General features: G+C 58.4%; 22 protein-coding genes. 8 read left to right on the top strand and 14 right to left on the bottom strand.

Annotated elements, in window-relative coordinates; genetic code table 11:
• Positions 1 to 8: 8 nt before the first annotated feature.
• The 5 genes from MID00_RS03645 (at position 9) to purU (ending at position 3,958) form a co-directional block, all read left to right on the top strand.
• Positions 9 to 680: a gamma-glutamylcyclotransferase gene (locus MID00_RS03645; protein ID WP_009455103.1), complete on the top strand. Its 672-nt coding sequence runs from the start codon at positions 9 to 11 to the stop codon at positions 678 to 680.
• A 9-nt stretch (positions 681 to 689) separates the two neighbouring features.
• A complete protein-coding gene (pdxH, locus tag MID00_RS03650) occupies positions 690 to 1,322 on the top strand; it encodes a pyridoxamine 5'-phosphate oxidase (protein WP_009455105.1) in 633 nt (210 codons plus the stop codon).
• Between the two features lie 39 nt (positions 1,323 to 1,361).
• Positions 1,362 to 1,874, top strand: a complete 513-nt coding sequence (locus MID00_RS03655) for a flavin reductase family protein (RefSeq protein WP_009455106.1) — start codon at positions 1,362 to 1,364, stop codon at positions 1,872 to 1,874.
• Between the two features lie 88 nt (positions 1,875 to 1,962).
• Positions 1,963 to 3,078 carry an NAD(P)/FAD-dependent oxidoreductase gene (locus MID00_RS03660; protein WP_254499709.1) on the top strand — a complete coding sequence of 372 codons (1,116 nt, stop codon included), beginning with the start codon at positions 1,963 to 1,965 and terminating at the stop codon, positions 3,076 to 3,078.
• Positions 3,079 to 3,103: 25 nt separating this feature from the next.
• Positions 3,104 to 3,958, top strand: a complete 855-nt coding sequence (gene purU, locus MID00_RS03665; protein ID WP_164837966.1) for a formyltetrahydrofolate deformylase — start codon at positions 3,104 to 3,106, stop codon at positions 3,956 to 3,958.
• Between the two features lie 318 nt (positions 3,959 to 4,276).
• On the opposite strand, the gene ggt is transcribed toward purU, so the two are convergent.
• Together ggt and MID00_RS03675 are read right to left on the bottom strand one after the other, a co-directional pair.
• The gene (gene ggt / locus MID00_RS03670; RefSeq protein WP_254499710.1) at positions 4,277 to 6,022 is read right to left on the bottom strand and encodes a gamma-glutamyltransferase; all 1,746 of its coding nucleotides are present in this window, start codon (positions 6,020 to 6,022) and stop codon (positions 4,277 to 4,279) included.
• Positions 6,019 to 6,900 carry a LysR substrate-binding domain-containing protein gene (locus MID00_RS03675; protein ID WP_239055160.1) on the bottom strand — a complete coding sequence of 294 codons (882 nt, stop codon included), beginning with the start codon at positions 6,898 to 6,900 and terminating at the stop codon, positions 6,019 to 6,021. Before MID00_RS03675 ends, ggt begins: the two co-directional genes overlap by 4 nt.
• Positions 6,901 to 7,190: 290 nt before the next feature.
• Here MID00_RS03675 and MID00_RS03680 point away from each other — a divergent pair, with 290 nt between their 5' ends.
• Positions 7,191 to 8,384, top strand: coding sequence for an acyl-CoA dehydrogenase (locus MID00_RS03680; RefSeq protein WP_022983442.1), 1,194 nt, complete (start codon positions 7,191 to 7,193; stop codon positions 8,382 to 8,384).
• A 272-nt stretch (positions 8,385 to 8,656) separates the two neighbouring features.
• On the opposite strand, the gene MID00_RS03685 is transcribed toward MID00_RS03680, so the two are convergent.
• Positions 8,657 to 9,094: a MaoC/PaaZ C-terminal domain-containing protein gene (locus MID00_RS03685; RefSeq protein WP_254499711.1), complete on the bottom strand. Its 438-nt coding sequence runs from the start codon at positions 9,092 to 9,094 to the stop codon at positions 8,657 to 8,659.
• A 295-nt stretch (positions 9,095 to 9,389) separates the two neighbouring features.
• On the opposite strand from MID00_RS03685, the gene MID00_RS03690 reads away from it, so the two are divergent.
• Entirely contained in the window at positions 9,390 to 10,205 is an 816-nt protein-coding gene (locus MID00_RS03690) for an alpha/beta fold hydrolase (RefSeq protein ID WP_060185596.1), read from the top strand.
• Between the two features lie 65 nt (positions 10,206 to 10,270).
• On the opposite strand, the gene MID00_RS03695 is transcribed toward MID00_RS03690, so the two are convergent.
• The 8 genes from MID00_RS03695 to MID00_RS03730 form a co-directional block, all read right to left on the bottom strand.
• Positions 10,271 to 11,296, bottom strand: coding sequence for an L-threonylcarbamoyladenylate synthase (locus tag MID00_RS03695; protein WP_254499712.1), 1,026 nt, complete (start codon positions 11,294 to 11,296; stop codon positions 10,271 to 10,273).
• Positions 11,289 to 12,461 (bottom strand): 5-(carboxyamino)imidazole ribonucleotide synthase, encoded by a 1,173-nt coding sequence (locus MID00_RS03700; protein WP_254499713.1) that lies wholly within the window; start codon positions 12,459 to 12,461, stop codon positions 11,289 to 11,291. Before MID00_RS03700 ends, MID00_RS03695 begins: the two co-directional genes overlap by 8 nt.
• Before the next feature lie 24 nt (positions 12,462 to 12,485).
• On the bottom strand, positions 12,486 to 12,998 hold the full coding sequence (gene purE, locus MID00_RS03705) for a 5-(carboxyamino)imidazole ribonucleotide mutase (protein ID WP_226348940.1): 513 nt from the start codon (positions 12,996 to 12,998) through the stop codon (positions 12,486 to 12,488).
• 242 nt (positions 12,999 to 13,240) lie between these two features.
• Positions 13,241 to 14,122 (bottom strand): phosphoribosylaminoimidazolesuccinocarboxamide synthase, encoded by an 882-nt coding sequence (locus tag MID00_RS03710; RefSeq protein WP_009455127.1) that lies wholly within the window; start codon positions 14,120 to 14,122, stop codon positions 13,241 to 13,243.
• Positions 14,123 to 14,261: 139 nt separating this feature from the next.
• Complete coding sequence (gene fba / locus MID00_RS03715; protein WP_009455128.1) at positions 14,262 to 15,326, bottom strand: class II fructose-bisphosphate aldolase; 1,065 nt, start codon at positions 15,324 to 15,326, stop codon at positions 14,262 to 14,264.
• Between the two features lie 81 nt (positions 15,327 to 15,407).
• Complete coding sequence (gene mog, locus MID00_RS03720) at positions 15,408 to 16,037, bottom strand: molybdopterin adenylyltransferase (protein WP_252606045.1); 630 nt, start codon at positions 16,035 to 16,037, stop codon at positions 15,408 to 15,410.
• A gap of 80 nt (positions 16,038 to 16,117) precedes the next feature.
• A complete protein-coding gene (locus MID00_RS03725) occupies positions 16,118 to 16,876 on the bottom strand; it encodes an SDR family oxidoreductase (protein WP_083054124.1) in 759 nt (252 codons plus the stop codon).
• 135 nt (positions 16,877 to 17,011) lie between these two features.
• Positions 17,012 to 18,454, bottom strand: a complete 1,443-nt coding sequence (locus MID00_RS03730) for an aldehyde dehydrogenase family protein (protein WP_022983437.1) — start codon at positions 18,452 to 18,454, stop codon at positions 17,012 to 17,014.
• Between the two features lie 75 nt (positions 18,455 to 18,529).
• On the opposite strand from MID00_RS03730, the gene MID00_RS03735 reads away from it, so the two are divergent.
• Positions 18,530 to 19,372, top strand: a complete 843-nt coding sequence (locus MID00_RS03735; protein WP_254499714.1) for an NAD-dependent epimerase/dehydratase family protein — start codon at positions 18,530 to 18,532, stop codon at positions 19,370 to 19,372.
• A 70-nt stretch (positions 19,373 to 19,442) separates the two neighbouring features.
• On the opposite strand, the gene MID00_RS03740 is transcribed toward MID00_RS03735, so the two are convergent.
• The 3 genes from MID00_RS03740 to tkt form a co-directional block, all read right to left on the bottom strand.
• Complete coding sequence (locus tag MID00_RS03740) at positions 19,443 to 20,633, bottom strand: phosphoglycerate kinase (protein ID WP_022983435.1); 1,191 nt, start codon at positions 20,631 to 20,633, stop codon at positions 19,443 to 19,445.
• A gap of 62 nt (positions 20,634 to 20,695) precedes the next feature.
• Positions 20,696 to 21,709: a type I glyceraldehyde-3-phosphate dehydrogenase gene (gene gap, locus MID00_RS03745; RefSeq protein ID WP_009455139.1), complete on the bottom strand. Its 1,014-nt coding sequence runs from the start codon at positions 21,707 to 21,709 to the stop codon at positions 20,696 to 20,698.
• Between the two features lie 12 nt (positions 21,710 to 21,721).
• The gene (gene tkt / locus MID00_RS03750) at positions 21,722 to 23,767 is read right to left on the bottom strand and encodes a transketolase (RefSeq protein ID WP_035271142.1); all 2,046 of its coding nucleotides are present in this window, start codon (positions 23,765 to 23,767) and stop codon (positions 21,722 to 21,724) included.
• Positions 23,768 to 23,914: the final 147 nt, after the last annotated feature.

The following is a 23,914-nucleotide window of genomic DNA, read 5'->3' on the forward strand; positions in this document are numbered from 1 at the left end:
TTTTTGCCGTGAACATCGATTCTATTTCCGCCTCGCCTTCCGCCGTACCCACACCGTGCAGCTTTCGTGTCCTGACTGACGAAGAGCGCAACGCCTCTTTGCGTCAATCCTTGGAAGAGGTGCAGTGGTGTGAAAAACAGGACCTGTGGGTCTATGGTTACGGCTCTCTGATCTGGCGTCCCGATTTTGAATTTGCCGAGCAGCGCCAAGCCTTGCTGCGCGGTTACCACCGGGCGCTGTGCTTGTGGTCACGTATCAACCGCGGTACGCCCGAGCAGCCCGGTCTGGTTTTCGGGCTGGATGTAGGCGGTTCTTGCCGGGGCATGGCTTTTCGTATTCCCGCCGAAAGCGTACCCAAGGTATTTGACGCCCTATGGCTGCGCGAGATGCCCAGCGGTGCCTATATTCCTCGCTGGTTGCGCTGCCGCACCAGCCAGGGCGATATTCGTGCCCTGGTCTTTACCATGAACCGCAAGACCGACGCCTACGTCCCCCGTATGCCGGACGAACAGCTGCGACAAGTGGTGTACTCGGCCCAGGGAACCAACGGCCCTTGCATCGAATACGTCATGGAAACCGCCTCGGCGCTGCAACGCTCTAAAATTCTGGATAAACGCCTGCAATCAGTGGTTCAATTACTACAGAGCCAGACTGCACTGCTTAATCCTCAACAAGCCTGAGAGCGCCCCATGTCCCTTGCCGATTTGCGTAACGAATACGAACGCTTTTCCCTGAGCGAAAACGAACTCTGTGCCGATCCTAGCCAGCAATTTCAACGCTGGCTGGATCAGGCGATTGAGCTGAAGGAAGTCGAACCCACGGCGATGACGCTGGCCACCGTGAACCCGGAAGGTCGCCCATCGGCGCGCATTGTTCTGCTCAAAGGTTACGACGAACAAGGCCTGGTGTTCTTTACGAACTACCAATCTCGCAAGGGTACGGACCTGGACCATAACCCGTGGGCCAGCCTGTCCTTTTTCTGGGCCTCCATGCAACGCCAGGTGCGTTTTGAAGGCCGCATCAGCCGCATCAGTGCGGCCGAGTCCGACGAATACTTTCACAGCCGTCCTCTGGGCTCGCGCATTGGTGCCTGGGCCTCGCCGCAAAGCCAGCCCATCAGCCGCGCAGAGCTGGATGCCCGTGCCAAGCAGTACACTGAAAGCTTAGGTGAACATCCCGCCCGCCCTGAACACTGGGGTGGCTTCCGACTGACTCCAGACCATGTCGAATTCTGGCAAGGCCGTGCCTCGCGCCTGCACGACAGGCTGGTGTTCGACCGCAAGGACACATCTGACTGGCAGGTGAGCCGACTGGCTCCTTAAGCCGTTCCCTTGGGGACGCCTGCCCTCAGCATTGATGCAATGACTGTTTTTTCTTCTACCTTCGATAGCGACTTCTTCCGTTCGGCACTGGGCCGTTTCGCCACTGGCGTGACGGTCGTGACCGGTGCCAACAAAGACCACCCGGATCAGGCCATTGGCCTGACCGTCAGCTCCTTTAACTCTGTTTCCCTGGACCCACCTCTGGTGCTGTGGTCGCTGGCCAAGCGCTCCCAGTCCCTGCCACACTTTGTGGACGGCCAGGGCTACGTGATTCACGTTTTGGGAGCCAGCCAGCTATCGCTGGCCAAGCGCTTTGCCTGGGGCGATCAGGCCGAGCGTTTTCGCGATCACCCCATCAAGCGTTCCCCGCACGGCTTGCTCATGCTGGACGACGAGCGTTGCAGTGCCTGGTTCGAGTGCAAGCCTTATGCCGTGCATGAGGCAGGCGATCACCTGATCTTTATCGGTGAAGTCACCCACTGCGAACGTAGCGCCCATCAGCCCCTGATCTACCATGCGGGCGACTTTGACCTGACTCCCTCCCTGGCGTGACGGGGTGTTGCAACGCAGCCCTGACGCCGACAGCATGGCGGGAGTACACTACGCCTTTTGCTCCAACGCGCCAATAAGGTCCTGATTCATGGCAAACGATGTCGATTGCATAGTGCTGGGAGCGGGAGTCGTAGGTTTGGCCTGCGCCCGAAAAATGGCCCAGCAAGGCATGGAGGTTCTGCTGATCGAGCAAACCGCCAGCATTGGCAATGGCGTCAGCTCCCGCAATTCAGAGGTCATACACGCGGGCATTTACTACACGCCGGGCAGCCTGAAGGCTCGCCTGTGTGTAGAAGGCAAGGCCCGGCTGTATGACTACTGCCAGGAGCACCATATAGCCCACGCCCGTTGCGGCAAGCTGATTGTGGCGACCACGCCCGGACAGGAAGCCGATCTGCTCAAGCTGCAGGCCCAGGCGCGCGCTTGTGGCGTGGACGATTTGCAGTGGCTGGATGCCGCCCAGGCCCATGCTCTGGAGCCGGCCTTGAATTGCAGCGCCGCCCTGCTCTCTCCTTCCACCGGCATTGTAGATACCCATGCCTTGATGCTGGCCCTGCAAGGCGATGCAGAAAACCACGGTGCCCAACTGGTCTTCAATACGCCTTTTGTCAGTGCGCGAGTCCTGCCCGGACAAGGTTTCGAAGTGCATGTGGGTGGCGCAGAAGCGTTCAGCCTGACAAGCACCCATCTGATCAATGCGGCTGGTTTGGGCGCGGTCGCCGCCGCACGCCAGATCGAGGGGCTGGATGCCAGCCATATCCCGAATGCCTATCTGTGCAAAGGCAGCTATTTCTCTTTGGCGGGTCGCTCGCCCTTCAAGCACCTGATCTACCCCATGCCCAATAAAGCCGGGCTGGGTGTGCATCTGACGCTGGATCTGGCCGGTCAGGCCCGCTTTGGCCCGGACACCGAATGGGTACAGGACGAGAACTACGATATGGACCCGCAACGAGGCCAATCTTTTTACGCCGCTGTGCGTGAATACTGGCCCGCTTTGCCCGATAACAGCCTGAACCCCGCCTATAGCGGTATCCGGCCTAAAATTGTGCCCGCAGGTCATGCGGCAGCCGACTTCGTCTTTTCAGGTCCCGCCGAGCACGGCATACCCGGACTGCTGAATCTGTTCGGCATCGAATCCCCCGGCCTGACCGCGTGTTTAGCGATTGCACAACACAGCCAAGAAACCCTGGCCCAGGCAGCTTAAAAATTTTTCTGAAATCTTTACAATACTGTCGATGAACGATTACATCTTGACCCTATCCTGCCCGGATCGTACCGGCATTGTCCACAGCGTATCGGGCTGGCTGCTTGAGCAGAACGGCAACATTCTTGAGGCACAGCAGTTCGGCGACGCCGCCACCAACCGCTTTTTCCTGCGCATCCAGTTTTCCCTGCCCGAAAAGCAGGACGTCAACGCACTGCAAACCAGCTTCGCCCCCATTGCTGAAAAATTCAGCATGGACGCCAATATTTATGACGCCCAGCGCAAAGCCCGCCTGCTGATCCTGGTCAGCCGCCAAGGCCACTGCCTGAACGATCTGCTGTTCCGCGCCCACAGCGGCCAACTGCCGGTGGAAATTGCTGCCGTGGCCTCCAACCATACCGATCATGCCGGTCTGGCTTCTTCTTACGGCATCCCCTTCCATCACCTGCCCGTGACACCGGAAACTCGCCCCGAGCAAGAGCAGCAAATCATCGACCTGGCTCGTGATCTAAAGATTGATCTGGTTGTGCTGGCCCGCTACATGCAGATTCTGTCCACCAATCTGTGCCAATCCCTGTCTGGCCGCGCCATCAATATTCACCACAGCTTCCTGCCCAGCTTCAAGGGCGCACGCCCCTACCATCAGGCACATGCTCGCGGGGTGAAGATTATTGGTGCTACCGCCCACTACGTAACAGCTGACCTGGACGAAGGCCCGATCATCGAGCAGGACGTGGAACACGTGACCCACTCGGTCAGCCCAGCCGAACTGACCCAGATCGGTAGCGATGTGGAGTCTCTGGTTCTGGCCCGTGCCGTGCGCGCCCACGTGGAGCACCGTATCTTGCTGAACGATCAGCGCACGGTGGTATTCCGCTAAGCAGCGAGATCAGGCCTACCTTAAGCCTAAAAAAGCCCTCAATGCTGTGGATACAGATCCACGCATTGAGGGCTTTTTAATGGTCTCCCATTTTTCAAAATGCCAGACGATTTGAGCCTGCTAGCTACTTGGCAATCAGCTCTACCAGCCTCAGGCAACGATCGACTGCTGTCTCTACCAATCTCTGACGAGTATCTGCTTCAAATCGCCAACAGCCTCTCCCGCATACTGGCTGCTTCCCCAAGTCCACCATACGCTTACAGCATGTCTCGTCGGCAAGACCCATGTTTACCTCGGGTACACGGCTACAAGCTCTGCTTATTGCCCTAACGCCAAACCTTCACGCCGGGGGTCTACCCCGGCCTCCAGTCCATCCTGAGTCCAGCGAATCACATGCGTACCGCTAGGAAAAGGCTGCTCACGCACCTCGTGCCCCATTGCCCTCAAAGCCTGCGCCTGTTCCGTCACAGCGGTCCCAGCCTCCAGCTCTGTCGCCCAATTGCGGCTGCCGTAATGGGGCAGGCTGACTGCCTGTTGAGCATCCAGATTCCACATCAACATGCCGGTCAGGGCTTGAGCCACATAAGGAATAATGGCACTGCCACCGGGTGAGCCCAGGGCAATGACAGGACGGCCATCCTGCATCACCATCATCGGTGCCATGGAACTACGTGGACGCTTGCCGGGTTCCACCCGATTCACGGACAGGCGTCCCATTTCGTCTTTGGGGCTCAAGGCAAAGTCAGTCAGCTGATTGTTCATCAAGAAACCATGCACCATGATCTTGCTACCAAAAGCTGACTCGACCGAAGTGGTCATGGACACCACTTGCCCCTTGGCATCCGCCACGGACAAATGCGTCGTGGAAGGCAGCTCGGGCGTGTTGTCGCTGGCAGCTTGTGAGTCGGCCAAGGGCTTACCCGGTTGAGCGTGTCCCATGGATCGGTCTGGCTGAATCAAGGCAGCGCGGGATTTCAGATACTCCGTAGCCAGCAAAGCCTGCTGAGGGACAGACACAAATGCCGGATCGGCCACCCAGGCATCCCGATCCGCGAAGGCCAAACGCCCCGCTTCAGAGAAATAGTGAATCGCTTCCACAGATTGCGGCTTCGCTGCAGCAATGGGCGTGTGCTGCAAGATACCCAGCATCTGCATCACACTGATAGCCCCGGAACTGGGCGGTGCCATGCCACAGAGGGCCACTTGCTGCCAGTCCATACAGAGGGGTTCACGACGCAAGGCGCGGTACTGCGTCAAGTCAGACACGGCCAGATCGCCCGCAATGGGATCGGCAGCGACGGCAGCCACCATATCCTGGGCAAGTTCACCTTGATAAAAAGCCTGTGCACCCTGCCTGGCCAACAAGCGCAGCACCTGCGCGTATTCCTTGTTCTGCAAACGATGACCAACTGGCCAGGGCTTGCCTTGCTCGTCCAGAAAATAGGCACGTGTAGCCGCCTTGTCAGCCAGTTCAGGATTATCGGCAATCAAGGTATTCAAGCGTGGGCTGACCTCAAAACCGACCTCGGCAAGCTCAATCGCCGGGTCAAACAAATTCGCCCACGGCAGCACGCCACCGTCTTTATGCATCAACTCCAGGGCACGCAGCAAACCCGGCACGCCTACCGAACGACCACTATTGACCGCCTGCTTGAAGGACATGGTTTTACCGTCCAGCTCGAAGCGATCCAGACTGCTGGCTGCGGGCACCGTTTCCCGTCCGTCATAGCTCATCAGGCCGGTCTTGGGCTGGAACATCAGCAAGAAGCCGCCACCGCCAATGCCGGAAGACTGTGGTTCCACCAGCCCCAGAACCAACTGAGCCGCAATGGCTGCATCCACCGCACTGCCTCCCTGATCCAGGATGCGCAAACCCGCTTGTGTCGCCAAAGGATGTGCCGTCACCACCATGCTTTTCTGGGTGACAAGCTTGTCACGCTGCATGACACTGCTGGCGGTTTCCGGGTTCAAATGCTGGCTGGCTGCTTCCCCAGCATGCGCAGGTAGCGCCAGAGCCAAGGTCAAGGCAGCCGACAACAGAGCCGGTTTCCAGTGCAATCTCATGTGTTCTCCTTTTGGTACTCAAGCAGCCATTGTTCCAGCAAAAGCACCGCTTCGCTGGGCTCATTGGCCGTAGGATAACTAAAAAAATAGGCCTCACTGACAGGCATGGCATGATCCAGCGGCATGATCAGCTCGCCCTGCTCCAGCGCCTGTTGCACCAGAAAACGCGGCATCAAGGCCACGCCCATGTCGGCATGCAATGCCGACATCACCAGGCTGAAAAGCTCGTAACGCGGGCCGGAACTGACACGCAAATCAGGCTCCAGACCGGCAGATCGATACCAGTCCGACCAGCTATCGGGGCGAGTGGACATATGCAGGTGAACCAGCTTTTGCCAATCGCCACTGGCGGCCAGCTTGGGCGAGCAGACCGGCACCAGTTCGCCTTCGTCAAACAGCTTGATCCCTTCAGTTTGCGGCCACAACTGCCGTCCATGATAAATGGCAGCATCAAAGGGGTGGTCGCCAAACTGAAACGGAGTGGTACGCACGGACAGGCTGACGGTGATATCCGGATAGCGCTGGGAGAAACGGGCCAGACGCGGCATCAACCACACGGTCGACAAGGTAGGCAACACGGCCAGATGGATGCTGCGGCCCACACCGGCGCGTGCAATCAGGCTGAAAGTATCCTTGCCGATTTGCTCCAGATGGTGACGGATGCGAGCAGCATAATCGCGCCCTGCCGGAGTCAACACCAGACGCCGCCGCACCCGTGTCAGCAAGGTCACACCCAGCCGCTGCTCTAGGCCGCTTACCTGCCGGTACACCGCGCTATGCGTCAAGGACAATTCCTCGGCCGCACGGGAAAAAGTCCCCAAACGGGCCGTGGCCTCAAAGGCCTGTAATGCGCCCAAACTGGGTACGCCTTGTCTCATAGGTCTTCCTCTTAATCATGCCGCCTCCGCCCTCCTCATTCAGTGCAGGACCGGATCGTTACGCCAGAACACGACATTGTGCAATTTTATCAATTGCCTTGTGCGCTTTATGCACACTATGCTGAGACTTTATATTGATCTCGCTGATTCACAGCCACCTGATGATGCGCTTGCTGCTCATAGTGGCGACTGTCAGCGATACTTAAGCAGCTCTTTTCTATTTTCCAGACTGATGGCGCCCATCCAGGCTCCACCTGACTGACCCTCTTTGATCTTCCCGGAGTACCTCTATGTCTGCCAATCCCTCTTTCCATTGGGACGACCCCCTGCTGTTGAATCAGCAGTTGAGCGATGAAGAGCGCATGGTGCGCGATGCCGCCCACGCCTATGCACAGGAAAAGCTGCTGCCACGCGTACTGGAGGCCTTTCGCCACGAACAGACTGACCCCGCCATCTTTGCCGAGATGGGCTCGCTGGGCCTGTTGGGGGCCACCATTCCCGAAGCCTATGGCGGCGCTGGTCTGAACTACGTCAGCTATGGTTTGATCGCCCGCGAAGTGGAGCGTGTGGATTCAGGCTACCGCTCCATGATGAGCGTGCAATCCTCTCTGGTCATGGTGCCGATTTTTGAATTTGGCAGCGAAGAACAAAAACAGAAATATCTACCCAAGCTGGCCAGCGGCCAATGGATTGGCTGCTTTGGCCTGACTGAACCCAATCATGGCTCAGACCCCGGTGCCATGGAAAGCCGCGCCGTAAAAGTGGACGGTGGCTATCGTCTGAGCGGCAACAAGACCTGGATTACCAACTCCCCCATTGCTGATGTGCTGGTGGTCTGGGCTAAAGTCGTGGGCGGTGACGACGACGGCAAGATCCGCGGCTTCATTCTGGAAAAAGGCATGAAAGGTCTGTCCACCCCGGCCATTCACGGCAAAGTAGGCTTGCGCGCTTCCCTGACCGGCGAAATCGTCATGGCCGATGTGGAAATTGCAGACAGCCAGATGCTGCCCCATGTCTCGGGTTTGCGTGGCCCTTTCACCTGCCTGAACTCGGCCCGCTTCGGGATTGCCTGGGGTGCCTTGGGCGCCGCCGAATCCTGCTGGCATACCGCCCGCCAGTACACCCTGGACCGCAAGCAGTTTGGCCGCCCCTTGGCGGCCAATCAGCTGATCCAGAAAAAACTGGCTGATATGCAGACCGAAATTACACTGGCGCTGCAAGGCTGCCTGCGTCTGGGACGCATGAAAGACGAAGGAACAGCAGCGGTCGAAATCACCTCCATCATGAAGCGCAACTCCTGCGGCAAGGCACTGGATATTGCCCGACTGGCACGCGACATGCTGGGCGGCAATGGTATTTCTGACGAGTTCGGTATTGCCCGCCACCTGGTCAATCTGGAAGTGGTGAACACTTACGAAGGCACCCACGACGTACATGCCCTGATTCTGGGACGCGCACAAACCGGGATTCAGGCTTTCTTCTAAAGCAAACCAAACAGGGCAAAGCCAAAGGCTTTGCCCTTGTCCGGTTCAACCCGAACAAACTGGTGAATTACATGCTGTAAGGGGATTTCTCTCCCGTCTGCATTTGCGGTTATTACTACCGAAAGACTCGAGGTAAACAGCATCCCTTCATAAGCAGCGGGCAAAAGGTCTGGAATGAAGGCTCTTTCCAGTCGCAGGGCCGTCTCAAGAACAAAGTGGCCGCTGGAAAGTTGGTAAACCAAAACTATGCGGTGGGGGTCTTTTTATTCTTGTTAGGACTTCAACTCAAACATGCTGGTCGCTTCCATTTCCAGCACCAGCTCATCACGCTGATTGAACACATTCCAATTCCAGCGAATGATGCCCAGATCTGAACGGCTGCTGGACACACGCTTGGACACCACCGTGGCCTCCAGACGGATTGAATCACCGGCTCGCACAGGCAAGACCCAGCGCAGACGCTCCAGACCGGGCGAACCAAAGGACTCGGAATCGTGCAAGGCAGAATCCACGGCCATGCGCATGGTTTTGCCACAAGTGAGCCAACCGCTGGCGATCAAACCGCCCCAATGGCCTTCTTCGGCCTGCTTGTCGTCAATATGAAAGGACTGCGGATCGTATTTCTGGGCAAATTCCAGCATTTCTTCGCGAGTCACAGGGACAAGTGGGTGCTTGATGACCATACCCACTTCAAATTCAGCAAATTTCATGTTGTTGTACAACGAAAAAAGCCCCCACGCTGCGCCTTCGGCTTGCTGCCCCAAGGGGGAGCTTTCACCTTGGGACGGCCCGGCGGCAAAAAAGATCGAGAGCGCCACTCTACCATCTCTGCCAGAATTTGCAGCCCCTGCCCCTACTGCGCCACAAACCGCAGCAAACTGTCCACATCCGGTATCAGGAGAAGCCAGCCTGTGCGTCTTATACCAATCTATGGCATAAAGAGAGTTTCCTGATTACTAATTACCTGAGCGCCCGGTTTGTTCGGGGCTATGCACAACCAAGGCTATGACAACACTCGATTCATCTTTGCAATTTGCGAGCCTGACTCAGGGCTCACAAGCCATCCAGCTGGAATATCAACGCATTGCCCCCGAACGGGAAACCGCCCCTTTGCTGGTGTTCCTGCACGAAGGTCTGGGCTCGATTGCCATGTGGAAAGACTGGCCGGCACAACTGTGCGAACAAACCGGCTGTAGCGGCCTGATGTATTCCCGCTATGGCTATGGCCGCAGCACCCCTCGCCCGGACAATCGCCCCAAAGAGCCCGACTACCTGCATGAGCAGTCGCTGGACGTGCTGCCTCAACTGCTGGAGCAACTGGGCGAAGACGGCAAGAAGCGCCCGATTGTACTGGTCGGCCACAGCGATGGTGGCTCGATTGCCCTGCTGGCGGCCAGTGGCTTTAGCGACAAGCTGCAAGGCATTGTAGTGATGGCCCCGCACCTGTTCGTGGAAGACATTTCCCTGCGCGGCATTCTGGTTGCCCGCGAAGCCTACGAGCAAGGCTTTTTACGCGAACGTCTGGGCCGCTATCACGATGATGTGGAATCCGCTTTCTGGGGCTGGAACGCCACCTGGACCGATCCCCGATTCCGCGACTGGAATATTGAACAAGAGGTCAGCCGTATCACCTGCCCGATTCTGGCGATTCAGGGCGTGGATGATGAATACGGCACGCTGGAACAGATTCGCCGCATCAAGGAGCTGGTGCCCCACACCGAGCTGCTGGAACTGGAGCAATGCGGTCACCTGCCCTACCGGGATAAGGAAGCGCAGGTGAACCAGGCGATTGTGGACTTTCTGAAACGAACAGCCCGCTAAGTAGCGAACTCACTCAGTCCCTAAGCTCAGCCCTTAAAGCACACACGCACTACTAAACAGCAGACTTATTCAAAGGCTGCTGCTGCTCGGCCCAGGCGGTCATTGACCGCCTGCCAGTCCGGCGTATCCGGGCAACGCTGCACCCAAATATGCTGATACTGGCCTTGGTCCAGACGACGCAACATAGCGTACAAGTCCTGGGCATAAAGCTGCGCATCCGGGCTGCACACATACCAGTCGTGCACCTCCGCCGAAAATGGCGGCAAGGAGGCAAAAGCGACAATGGCCTGCTTGCCCCCCTGGCTCAAAGCAGCCTGCACCGCAGCCGCGCTGTCTTCATCAAACAAAGATAAAGGGGTACGCGGCGCATAGTGCGCTTTCAAGCTGCCCGACACTTGCGGGGCTTGTTGATCCGGACTGGCGGGTTCGTAGCCGATGACCTCGGCAATCATGGCTGCCGTGATATGGCCGGGCCGCAACAGCACCGCACCCACGCCTTGATGGGTACGCGAGGCGTCCACAATGGTGGACTCTATACCCACTTCCGACGGGCCCGCCTCCACAATCAGCAGTTCCTCTGCACTCATGTCCGCAAATTCATCGCGCACATGCTTGGCGGCCGTAGGCGATACCTGACCAAACTTGTTGGCCGAAGGCGCCGCCACACCCGCCTGACCGCTGGGCTTGAGTTCCGCCATGCGCTTGAGCAAGGCTTGAGCCACCGGATGGGAAGGACAACGAATACCAATGCTGCTTTGTCCGCCACTGACCGTATCCGGAATAGCCGGATTGCGCGGCAAGATCAGCGTCAAGGGACCGGGCCAGAAGGCATCCATCAATTGCTGCGCCACGGGCGGAATATCCGTCACCCAGTAACGCAGGTCGGCACCCGGGGCCACGTGCACAATCAAGGGATGATTCGCAGGGCGGCCCTTGGCCTTGTAAATCAGTTGCACTGCAGCCGGGTTTTCTGCATCCGCGCCCAGACCATAGACCGTCTCGGTTGGAAAGGCCACCAGCCCCCCTTGTGCCAGCACACGGGCGGCTTGCTCTATCTGCTGCTCGGAAGGGCTACGGGTGGAATCACTCATGATCAAACGCGATACGCAAGGCAGCGGCGGCTCGGGCAGTGCGTTCACGCACTTGCTGATCCGACTCGCCCACAATATTGACGTGACCCATCTTGCGGCCAACACGGGCCTCGGCCTTGCCGTACAGGTGCAAGGACACGCCAGGCACAGCCAGCAAGGCAGCCCAATCCGGCTCACGCATCTGGCCCTGTTCATCAAACCAGATATCGCCCAGGATGTTGAGCATCATGGAAGGACACAAAGCGCCGGTGTCACCCAGGGGCAAAGCCGCCATCACACGAGCCTGCTGTTCGAACTGGCTGGTGACGCAAGCATTCATGGTGTAGTGACCGCTATTGTGCGGACGGGGAGCCACTTCATTGGCCAGCAAACGGCCGTCTTCCAGAATGAAGAACTCCACACACAAGACACCCACGTAGTCCAGCGTACGGGCGATAGCGGCAGCCGCCTGACGGGCCTGCTCGGACAAGGCATCATCCTGAAACTGGGCGCTGATGGTGGACACGGCCAAAATGCCATCACGGTGCTCATTACGGGCACATGGGAAGGTTTTGACCTGATCGTCCAGGCCACGAGCCAGGACAACCGAAATTTCGGACTTCAAGGGTTGCAGGGCTTCCAGCACACAGGCCTGAGAACCGAACTCCTTGAAAGCAGCCAGAGCCTGTTCACGGTCTGCTACACGAGCCTGGCCCTTGCCGTCGTAACCAAAGCGTGCCGTCTTCAAGATACCGGGAAACAAGGCGCTGTCAGCAGCCTGCAAATCGTCCAGACTTTCGATGGCCGCATAAGGAGCCACCGGCACACCCGCCTGCGAGATAAAGGCTTTTTCACGAATACGATCCTGCACAATGCCTACGGCATCACCAGACGGTGTGACTCGTGTGTGCTGGGCCAAGGTCAGCAAGGACTGCGCCGGGACGTTCTCGAACTCGGTACTGACGGCTTGGCACAAGTCCCCCAGACGGGAAAGCGCTTGTGCGTCATCGTAGGCCGCACAGATATGCAGATCCGCCACTGCGCCTGCAGGGCTAAGGGTGTCCGGGTCCAGCACGGCCACCTTGTAGCCCAGGCTTTGGGCGCTATGGCAGAACATGCGGCCCAGTTGGCCGCCTCCAATCATGCCCAGCCAGGAGCCAGGGACCAGAAGGGCAACATCAGTCATGGGGGTCATCATCACAAAATAAAATCAGGCAGTAGCAGGAGGAACACGCATAGCTCGGGCGGCCTCGGTCTGGCGGGCACGGTACGCAATCAGTTTTTCAGTCAGCACAGCATCGTTGACCGCCAGATTGGCAATCACGTGCAGCGCGGCATTGGCAGCACCAGCCTCGCCAATGGCGAAGGTGGCAACCGGCACGCCCTTGGGCATTTGCACAATCGACAGCAGGGAATCTTCACCGCGCAGGTAGCGCGAAGGTACAGGTACGCCAAACACGGGCAAGTGCGTCAGGGCAGCCAGCATGCCGGGCAAGTGAGCCGCGCCGCCTGCACCGGCAATAATGGCTTTCAGGCCACGGGCCGGAGCCTGGGCACCATAGTCCACCATATCAATCGGCATGCGGTGGGCAGAGACCACACGGCACTCATAGGACACGCCAAATTCGTCCAGAATGGCCACAGCCTGGCTCATGACATCCCAGTCGCTGGAGGAACCCATCACAATGCCCACTGTGGGGACCGCAGGAGTTTGTACGCTCATTAGAGATACGCCCTAAAAGGAAGAAGGCGCCATGCTGCCAGGCGCCTTGGTAAATAGAAAAACAGCAGGGTCCATCCAATGATGGGTTTTCCGGCGAGGCAGACTTTGCTCTGCCCATCGCCCTCCCCAAAAGCCCGGCTCGCTGTAGCTAAGTTGTCCAAGGACATGCAGCCGCTTGGCACCCTGCGAAGGACGAGCAGGCAGCTCGTTTACGGCGAGCGCCTGTCCGGGCTGTAAACCGTTCACGCTGTCAGGCGTTCCAGGGCTTCACGGTATTTGTCAGCCGTACGCTCGGCCACCTCAGCAGGCAAGCGAGGAGCGGGTGGCGTCTTGTCCCAAACCTGGGTTTCCAGCCAATCGCGCACAAATTGCTTGTCGTAAGACGGTGGGCTGATGCCTTCGGCATAGCTGTCGGCTGGCCAGAAACGCGAGGAGTCCGGGGTCAGCACTTCGTCCATCAAATGCAGCTGGCCTTGATCGTCCAGGCCAAATTCAAATTTGGTATCGGCAATCAGAATGCCACGGCTGGCCGCGTAGTCGGCAGCTTCGGTGTACAGACGCAAGGTGACGTCACGGATCTGCTCGGCCAGTTCCTGACCCACTTCCTTGACCACGTGGGCGAAATCCACGTTCTCGTCGTGCGAGCCCATTTCGGCTTTGGCAGCCGGGGTAAACAACACGTGGGGCAGCTTGGCCGCTTGCTTCAAACCAGCCGGCAAGGTGATGCCACATACCGCGCCGGTAGCCTGGTAGTCTTTCCAGCCCGAACCGATCAGATAACCACGAGCCACGGCTTCCACCATGATGGGCTTCAAGCGCTTGACCACCATGGAGCGGCCTTCCACTTGGGCGCGCTCTTCAGGCGCCACCACATCAACCGGGTTCACGCCAGTGGTGTGATTAGGGATGATGTGCGCCAGCTTGTTCAGCCAGAACTCGGTCATCTGCGTCAAGACAGCGCCCTTGCCGGGAATGGGGTCGTCCAGAATCACATCGAATGCCGAAATGCGATCACTGGCCACAATCAACAACTTGTCCTCACCCACCGCATACATGTCCCGAACTTTGCCGCGCGCGAGTAGCGGCAGGGAGCTCAGGCTGGATTGATGTAAGGGCTCTTGCACGATTTCATCCTTAAAACGAAAACATCCCGCTGACTATGGATGCAGGCGGGACGACAATCCCGGCGCCTGCGGCACCGGGCAAAGACGCGGAGACCGGGGCGGGCAGTCGTGCTGCCCACTCCTGCTCCGCCTGACAAAATTACTGAACGATCTGGGACAACTCGCCGGTGCTGTACTGGCGGGCGATTTCCTGCAAAGGAATGGCCTTGATCTTGGAGGCCTGACCGGCGGCACCAAACTGCTGGTAGCGGGCCACGCACACTTTCTTGGCGGCTTCGCGAGCAGGTTTCAGGTATTCGCGTGGGTCGAATTTCTCCGGGTTTTCGAACAGGAAACGACGGATGGCAGCGGTCATGGCCAAACGGATATCGGTGTCGATATTGACCTTGCGCACACCGTACTTGATGGCTTCCTGAATTTCTTCCACAGGCACGCCGTAGGTTTCTTTCATGTTGCCACCGAACTGGCGGATTTCAGCCAGCAGTTCCTGAGGCACGCTGGAGCTGCCGTGCATGACCAGGTGAGTATTGGGCAAACGACGGTGAATTTCTTTCACGCGCTCGATGGACAAAATGTCGCCGGTAGGCTTGCGGGTGAACTTGTAAGCACCGTGGCTGGTACCGATGGCGATGGCCAGTGCATCCAGTTGAGTGCGTGTCACAAACTCAGCGGCCTGCTCGGGGTCGGTCAACAACTGGTCCAGAGTCAGAACGCCGTCAGCACCGTGACCGTCTTCCTTGTCGCCCTGCATGGTTTCCAGGGAACCCAGGCAGCCCAGTTCACCTTCAACGGTCACGCCCAGCTTGTGAGCCATTTCGACCACTTTGCGGGTAACTTCCACGTTGTATTCAAAATCGGCAATGGTCTTGCCGTCGGGCAGCAAGGAGCCGTCCATCATCACACTGGAGAAACCCAGTTCGATGGCGCCTTTGCAAATCTCGGGGGACTGGCCGTGGTCCTGGTGCATCACCACAGGGATGTTGGGGTAGGACTCGACAGCAGCTTCGATCAGGTGACGCAGAAACGCTTCGCCTGCGTATTTACGGGCGCCGGCCGATGCCTGCATGATGACGGGGCTATCCGTCTCCGAGGCGGCTTCCATAATGGCCTGGACCTGCTCCAGGTTATTGACGTTGAACGCTGGAATACCATAACCGTGCTCGGCCGCGTGATCGAGCAGCTGGCGCATGGAAACTAGGGCCATGAGAAGACCTCCTGAAGACTAAAATAATTGAAAAACTTGGCCGGGCACGGTTCCGTGCACAGCCGATTGTTTGTAAGCGTGTTAACTGGCGGTCCGGCGCGCCGACTTGGGGCGGAACGCATTGACCACATGCTCGTGAGTTTGTGCGTAAGGTCCACCAATCAGGTCGATGCAATACGGGACAGCTGCAAAAATACCCGGCACCAATACTTGTCCGGTTTCCGTATCCCGTAATCCTTCCAGAGTTTCCTGAATGGCTTTGGGCTGCCCAGGCAGATTGATAATCAGAGCAGCGTGGTCCTGAATTTCTCGGATGACCGCAACTTGCCGCGACAAAATCGCTGTTGGTACGAATTTTAAACTGATTTGGCGCATCTGTTCACCGAAACCGGGCATTTCGCGCGTTCCAGCGTCCAGAGTGGCCTCCGGCGTCACGTCGCGACGCGCCGGACCAGTGCCACCGGTAGTCAAAATCAGGTCGCAACCCGCTTCCACCAAGTCGACCAGGGTGTCGGTAATCTGGGCACGCTCGTCGGGAATCAGCCGTTCCAGATAGGCAGGTGCTACCGTCAAGGCGGAGTCCAGCCAGCGGCGCAGCGCCGGTATGCCTTGATCCTGGTACTGTCCGCTGGAGGCGCGATCTGAAACCGACACCAAGCCGATACGCAATTGATCCGGATGCTCGCGGGGAGACTGTCGATTGAATGTCATGCTTTTCCTTGGAAGCGAAATAAACTACAGGCCCTGAACGGGCCTGCCAATAGCACGATTGTAACGAATCGCAGTGGGGCTTAAATACAACGGCCGCCGTCTACTTCGATGCAAGTGCCTGTAATGAACTCGGCCTCGTCCGAGGCCAGATACAGCGCTGCCGCTGCCACGTCCTTGGGTGTGCAAAAACGTCCCAGCGGAATTCCCGCCAAGAAACGGCTGCGGTTTTCCGGCGTATCGGGCATGCCCATGAACTGTTCCAGCAACGCCGTGTCACCAATCACCGGATTAATGCAATTCACCCGGATATTGTCCGGCCCCAACTCGGCCGCCATACCCTTGCTGATCGTTACCACCGCGCCCTTGGTGCCGTTGTACCAGACCAGTCCGGGGCGCGGACGCAAGGCGGCGGTAGACGCAATATTGATGAAAGAGCCCGAGCCCTGGGCGCGCAGATACGGCACAAAGTGTTTGGCGGTCCAGTAAATGCTTTTCACGTTAACGGCATAGATCAGATCGAACTCGCTTTCGCTGACCTCCAGCAACGGTTTATTGCGATGCGTGGTGCCCGCATTGTTCACCACAATATGCAGCCCACCGCATTCGCGCAGGGCAATATCCAACAGGGCATGAACTTCGTCCCCTTGCGAGACATCGCAAGCGGCAAAAATGGCCTGACCACCCTGTGCCTGAATCTGGGCCGCTGCGGCCTGCCCTTGCTCTGCATTCAGGTCGGCAATCAGTACACGCGCTCCTTCGCGTGCAAAGCGCTGTGCAATGCCCAGGCCAAAACCCGATGCACCGCCCGTCACGATAGCCACTTTGTCTTGCAATCGCATGTTTGTCTCCTTCTGCTTTTTATATAGAAATGGCGGCATTGCGCCGCCATTGGTGAAACCTGTTTAGCGTTCAGCTGCCATGCTGCCAGAAAACCGGAGCCGCCACAGCCGCGCTAACCCCTAAATACCCTACGATCAGCTGGCCGCATGACGTAGCGCAACCGTTTTCAGGGAAGTCAGGGCGTACAAGGCTTCAAAGCCCTTCTCGCGGCCTATGCCGGACTGACCGGTTCCACCAAAAGGCAGTTCCACCCCACCTGCCGCACCGTAATTATTCACAAAGACCTGCCCGGCTCGCAGTTGTCGGGCCATACGCACTTGACGAGCCCCGTCGCGGGTCCAGACCCCGGCCACCAGACTGTAAGGCGTGCCATTGGCCATGGCGATGGCTTCTTCCTCTGTACCGAAGGGCTGGGCCACCAGAACAGGACCGAAGATTTCCTCCTGCGCCAGACGATGTTCAACAGGCACATGGCCCAATAAAACAGGCACTTGGTAAAAACCGCCTGCGGGGGCCTTGGAGTCCAGCTTGCCTTGCGCCAGCACCACAATGCCGTCCTGGTCCAGATTTTCCAGATAGGAACGCACCCGCGCTTGCTGCTGCGCGCTGATCAGGGGACCGCAATCCAGATTGTCGCTGGCCGCCCCGGTCAGCAGCGCCTTGAAGGCTTCGGCCAGACGCTCGGTAAAGTCGCCATAAATAGCGCGCTGAATCAGCACTCGACTCCCTGCCGAGCAGGTCTGCCCGGCGTTCTGCACAATCGCATTGACCACGACCGGCAAAGCGGCATCCAGATCCGCATCCGAGAACACGATTTGTGGAGACTTGCCGCCCAGCTCCAAGGTGACCGGCACAAAATTCTGCGCTGCTTGCAAGGCCACCTGACGGCCTGTGTCGGGAGAGCCAGTAAAGGAAATGTGATTGATATCCGGATGAGCAGACAAAGCCTGCCCGGCTTCACTACCCAGCCCCGTGCAGATATTCAGCACTCCCGCTGGCAAACCCGCTTCGTGCAACAACTCGGCCACGCGCAGCAAGGACAGACTGGCATCCTCTGCCGGTTTCACCACGCAGGTATTACCCGCAGCCAGGGACGCGGCTACGCTGCGCCCGAAGATCTGCAAGGGGTAATTCCAGGGGATGATGTGCGCGGTAACGCCCAAGGGTTCACGCAAGGTGAACGCCGTCATCTCCCAGCCCAGCGGGATGGTTTGACCATGCAGCTTGTCCACCGCGCCCGCATAGAACTCAAAATAGCGGACAATGGCAGCAGCATCGGACTGGGCCTGACGCAAAGGCTTGCCGGTATCGCGAGACTCCAGCCGCGCCAGCTCCTCTCGGGCATCAGACAGAGTTCGAGCGCAACGCAACAATAACTGGCTGCGTTGGGCGGCCGTCAGACGGCTCCACGGCCCCTGGCTGGCACGTCGGGCGGCCTGTACGGCCCAATCAATATCCACCTCGGACGATTGCGCCAAGCGGGCGAAGGTCTCGCCTGTGGAGGGGTCGATAACCGGTAGCAAACCACCGCCCTCCGCGCCAAGTTGCTGTCCGTCAATCCAATTGCGACACTCCATGACCGCCTCCAATGCTATTGTTATCTCAGCCAATCGAGCTTTGCTCGAGATCATTCTACTCAAGGACCTGCTGCTTTGGACTCTCGACAACGTACTTTGCTCTTAGCGGGCGCTGGCGATCTGGGCACCCGCACCGGGATGCTGGCCCGCCATCACGAATGGCCGGTGATCGGCCTGCGCCGTCATGTTCCCCTGGACGATCACAGCGGGATCGAATGGGTGGAAGCTGATCTGAGCGAGCCCACCTCCCTGCGCCTGAAGCACCGTAAAATCACCCACGTACTTTACGCCGTCTCTCCCGACCAGCGTAGCCAGGCAGCTTACGAACGAGTATTTCTGCACGGCCTGGAAAACCTGCTCAACGAGCTGGACCTGAAAGTCCTGAAACGCTTTGTCTTTGTATCGTCCAGCGCCGTCTACGGGCCGAGCACTGAATGGGTGGACGAGAACTCCCCCACCGAACCCACGCAGTTCAATGGCAAAGTACTGCTGGAGGCCGAGCAACTGCTGCACCACCGCATCCCGGCCCAAGCCGTCGTCATCCGCCCCAGCGGCCTGTACGGGCCAGGGCGTACCCAATTGCTGGACCGCCTGCGTGAAGGCCGTGCCACCGTGCCGGACGACCCGGAGCACTGGGCCAACCGCCTGCATATTGAAGACGCCGCGCGCGCCTGCTGGCACCTGCTGCGCACTCCCGCGCCCTTCCCTTGCTATATAGGTACGGACAGCCGACCTTACCGGATTACTGAGCTTTACGACGGACTGGCGGATCTGCTGGAAGTAGCCCACCCCGAACGGCGTCAGTCCAATGAAGGTGGCAAGCGCCTGAGCAACCAGCGACTGCTGGACAGCGGCTTTCAGCTGGACTGGCCCGACGCCCTACAGGGGTATGCTCAGTTGATTAAAGATGGGGCGTAAACTTTCAGATCCAACAAAAAAGCCAGCCAACGTTCGTTGACTGGCTTTTTCTGACGAAGCAAAGACTGGCTTAAGCCTTGTCTTCCAACGCAGCCACGGCTGGCAAACGCTTGCCTTCCAGGAATTCCAGGAATGCACCGCCGCCCGTGGAGATGTAGTCCACATCTTCGCCGATGTTGAACTGGGCAATCGCTGCCAGGGTGTCGCCACCGCCAGCAATCGAGAAGGCCTTGGAGCCTGCAATCGCACGCGACAGGGTTTCCGTGCCTTGTGCGAAGGCGGGGAACTCGAACACGCCCAGAGGGCCGTTCCAGACCACGGTGCCAGCCTTGGCAATGATGTCAGCGATCTGCTGAGCCGTTTGCGGGCCCACGTCCAGAATCATGTCATCGTCCTGAACCTGATCAGCAGCCTTGATTTCAGCCGCTGCATCGGCAGCAAAGGACTTGGCGCACACCACATCCACCGGGATAGGTACTTCTGCGCCGCGCTCTTTCATGATGCGGATCACTTCACGGGCTTCTTCCAGCTGGCTTTCTTCCACCAGGGATTTGCCCACGGACAGACCACTAGCCATCATGAAGGTGTTGGCAATGCCGCCACCGACCACCAGTTGGTCAACTTTTTCAGCCAAAGCACGCAGAATGGACAGTTTGGTCGATACCTTGGCACCGCCCACAATCGCAACCAAAGGACGGGCTGGCTGATTCAGAGCACGGCCCAAGGCCTTCAACTCGGCTTCCAGCAAAGGACCGGCGCAAGCCACGGGGGCAAAGCGGGCGATACCTTCGGTAGTCGCTTCAGCACGGTGGGCCGTACCAAAGGCATCGTTTACGTAAACGTCACACAAGGCTGCCATTTTGCGAGCCAACTCGGGATCGTTCTTCTTTTCCCCCACGTTGCAGCGGCAGTTCTCCAGCAAGACCACTTGACCGGGCGACACTTGCACGCCATCCAGCCAATTGCGACGCAGCTCAACGGGCATGCCCAGCAACTCGGACAAACGTTGCACCACGGGCTCCAGCGAATCCACAGGCTGGCACTCGCCTTCTTTGGGGCGACCCAGGTGAGACGTGACCATCACCGCAGCGCCGGCATCCAGCGCCATGCGAATGGCAGGCACCGAGGCACGCACGCGCGTATCTTCGGTGATACGTCCGTCTTGCAGGGGGACATTCAGATCAGAGCGGATAAATACCCGCTTGCCTCGCAGCGCGTCCGTTTCGGCCAGCGCAGACAAGGTCTTGATGCTTGTAGACATGATTTTTTGTTCTGGGAATTAACGTGACAGGGGCGGGAAATCCCGCCCCTGCTATTCAGATCTTACTTGGCCGACATCAGTGCAATGGTGCTGTCGAGCATGCGAATGGAGAAAGCCCATTCGTTGTCGTACCAGGCAGCCACTTTGACCATATTGCCGCCGGTCACTTTGGTCAGCAGAGAATCAACCGTGCTGGAAGCGGTGGTATGGTTGAAGTCGATGGAAACCAGAGGTTCGGTGCAGTAGTCCAGAATGCCCTTCATGGCGCCTTCCGAGGCGGCTTTCAGAATACCGTTCACTTCTTCAACGCTGGTGTTGCGGCTGGCCACGAAAGTCAGGTCAACCATGGACACGTTGATGGTGGGAACGCGCACGGCGTAACCGTCCAGCTTGCCATTCAGTTCTGGCAGCACCAGACCCACGGCAGCCGCTGCGCCGGTCTTGGTGGGGATCATGCTGCTGGTGGCCGAACGGGCACGGCGCATGTCCTTGTGACGCACGTCGGTCAGGACCTGGTCGTTGGTGTAAGCGTGGATGGTGGTCATCAAACCGCTAACCACACCCAGTTCCTTGTGCAAGGGAGCAACCAGGGGAGCCAGACAGTTGGTGGTGCACGATGCGTTGGAGATAACGGTATCGGTGCTCTTCAGAATGTCGTGGTTCACGCCGTACACGATGGTGGCGTCCACATCCTTGCCACCGGGGGCCGAGATGATGACTTTCTTGGCACCGGCTTGAATGTGCTCACCAGCCTTTTCCTTGGTGGTGAAAGCGCCGGTACATTCCAGCACTACGTCCACACCCAGCTCAGCCCAAGGCAGGGTCAGCGCATCGCGCTGGCTCAGCAGGCGGATACGGTCGCCGTTGACCACCAGATGATCGCCATCCAGCGACACATCAGCGTTGAAACGGCCATGCACGGAGTCATAGCGAGTCAGGTGTTCGTTGATCTCGGCACCGCCCGAGGCGTTGATGGCCACGATCTCGATATCGTGTTTTTTGCCGTACTCGTAGTGGGCACGCAAGATCATGCGGCCGATACGACCATAACCATTGATTGCGACGCGAATCGTCATGTCAGACTCCAATTACAAAATTTCTTGAACGGCCGCAGCGACCTTCTCTGCTGTCAGACCAAAATGCTTGAACAGGACGCCAGCCGGGGCGGATTCGCCGTAGGTATCGATACCCACTACAGCGCCTTCCAGGCCCACGTACTTGAACCACAGACCTGTGGTACCGGCTTCAACCGCAACACGCGGGATGCCGGGTGTCAGGACCTGATCACGCCACTGCTTGTCCTGCGCGTCGAACAGGTTGGTACAAGGCATGGACACCACACGAGTCGCAATACCTTGCTGAGCCAGCTGCTCCTGTGCTTGCAGCGCCAAACCCACTTCCGAGCCGGTTGCCATGATGATGGCGCGCGCATCTTGCGCATCACGCAGCACGTAGCCACCACGACGGATGTTCTGGATGGTTTGCGCATCGCGCTCGACGAAAGGCAGATTCTGGCGCGACAAGAGCAAGGCGCTAGGACCACCGTCCTGTACGTCCATACCGATGCTGGTAGGACGCTCGACCGAGCAAGCCCAGGCCACAGCCGTTTCCGTGGTGTCGCAAGGACGCCAGACATGCAGGTTGGGGATCAAACGCAGGCTGTTGGCGTGCTCGATGGACTGGTGTGTCGGACCGTCTTCGCCCAGACCGATGGAGTCGTGGGTGAACACGTGCACAACACGCTGCTTCATCAAGGCAGCCATACGGATGGCGTTGCGCGAGTAGTCGGAGAAAGTCAGGAAGGTACCGCCAAAAGGCAGGTAACCACCGTGCAGAGCCAGACCATTCATGATGGCGGCCATACCGAATTCACGTACACCGTAGTTGATGTGGCGACCGAAATGCACACCGTCGGCGTGGGCACGTACGGCTTCGGCACCCTTCCAGTCGGTGAAGTTCGAGCCGGTCAGGTCAGCCGAGCCACCCAGCATTTCTGGCAGCACATTGACCAAAGCGCTAATGGCCAATTGCGAGGCTTTACGCGACGCAATGGTTTCGGCTTTCTGAGCGGTTTCTTCAATAAAGGCCTGTACTTTGGCGCTGTAGTCGGCAGGCAGCTCGCCTTTCAGACGGCGAGCCAGTTCTGCGGCCAGTTCAGGGTAAGCCTGGCTGTAAGCGTCAAAGCGCTTTTGCCATTCCGCTTGCTGGGCGCCGCCTTTTTCGCGGCAATCCCAACCTTGGTAGACTTCCTGAGGAATTTCAAACGGTCCGTGGTTCCAGTCCAGTGCTGCACGGGTGGCGGCAATTTCATCAGCGCCCAGTGGGGCACCGTGAACCTTCTCGGAACCAGCGGCGTTAGGAGCACCCTTGCCGATCACGGTACGGCAGCAAATCAGGGTAGGACCCGTGCCCTCTTTCGCGTTGCGGCGAGCCTGTTCAATCGCGCTATTGATCGAAGCGGCATCGTGGCCGTCAACCGCGCGTATCACGTTCCAGCCGTAGCTTTCAAAACGGGCGGGCGTATCGTCACCAAACCAGTTCTCGACCTTACCGTCGATGGAGATGCCGTTATCGTCGTACATCACGACCAGCTTGGACAGTTTCCAGGTACCGGCCAAGGAGCAAGCCTCGTGCGAGATACCTTCCATCAAACAGCCGTCGCCAGCGAAAACCCAGGTCAGGTGGTCGACCACATCGTGGCCTTCGCGGTTGAACTCGCGCGCCAACAAGGCTTCAGCCAATGCGAAGCCAACAGCATTACCCAAACCCTGGCCCAAAGGACCTGTGGTGGTTTCCACGCCCGCGGTAATACCCACTTCAGGGTGGCCAGGAGTGCGTGAATGCATCTGACGGAAGTTGCGCAGCTCGTCCATGGGCAGGTCGTAGCCACTAAGGTGCAACAAAGCGTAGATCAGCATGGAACCGTGGCCGTTTGACAACACAAAACGGTCGCGATCAAACCAGGCAGGGTCGGCAGGGTTGTGTTTCAGGTGCCGGGACCAGAGAACCTGGGCGATATCGGCCATGCCCATGGGCGCACCGGGGTGGCCCGAATTAGCTTGTTGCACGGCATCCATAGACAAGGCACGGATGGCATTGGCTAGGGTTTTATCAGAGGCTGACGCAATATCCATTAGAAGCTCATTGGGGCGGCGGCGCGACAATTCCGACAGGCGGACGGCTCACGGCCCTGATTAGTTTATAAAACGCGCTATTTTAGCATTGCTGGCGCTAAATCGCCCCCACTTGAGCTGGGGCCTTGCGCTTTCTCCCCGAAGCCT

It is taken from the genome of Alcaligenes sp. NLF5-7 (assembly GCF_024266725.1).
Taxonomy (GTDB): Bacteria; Pseudomonadota; Gammaproteobacteria; order Burkholderiales; family Burkholderiaceae_B; genus Alcaligenes; species Alcaligenes phenolicus.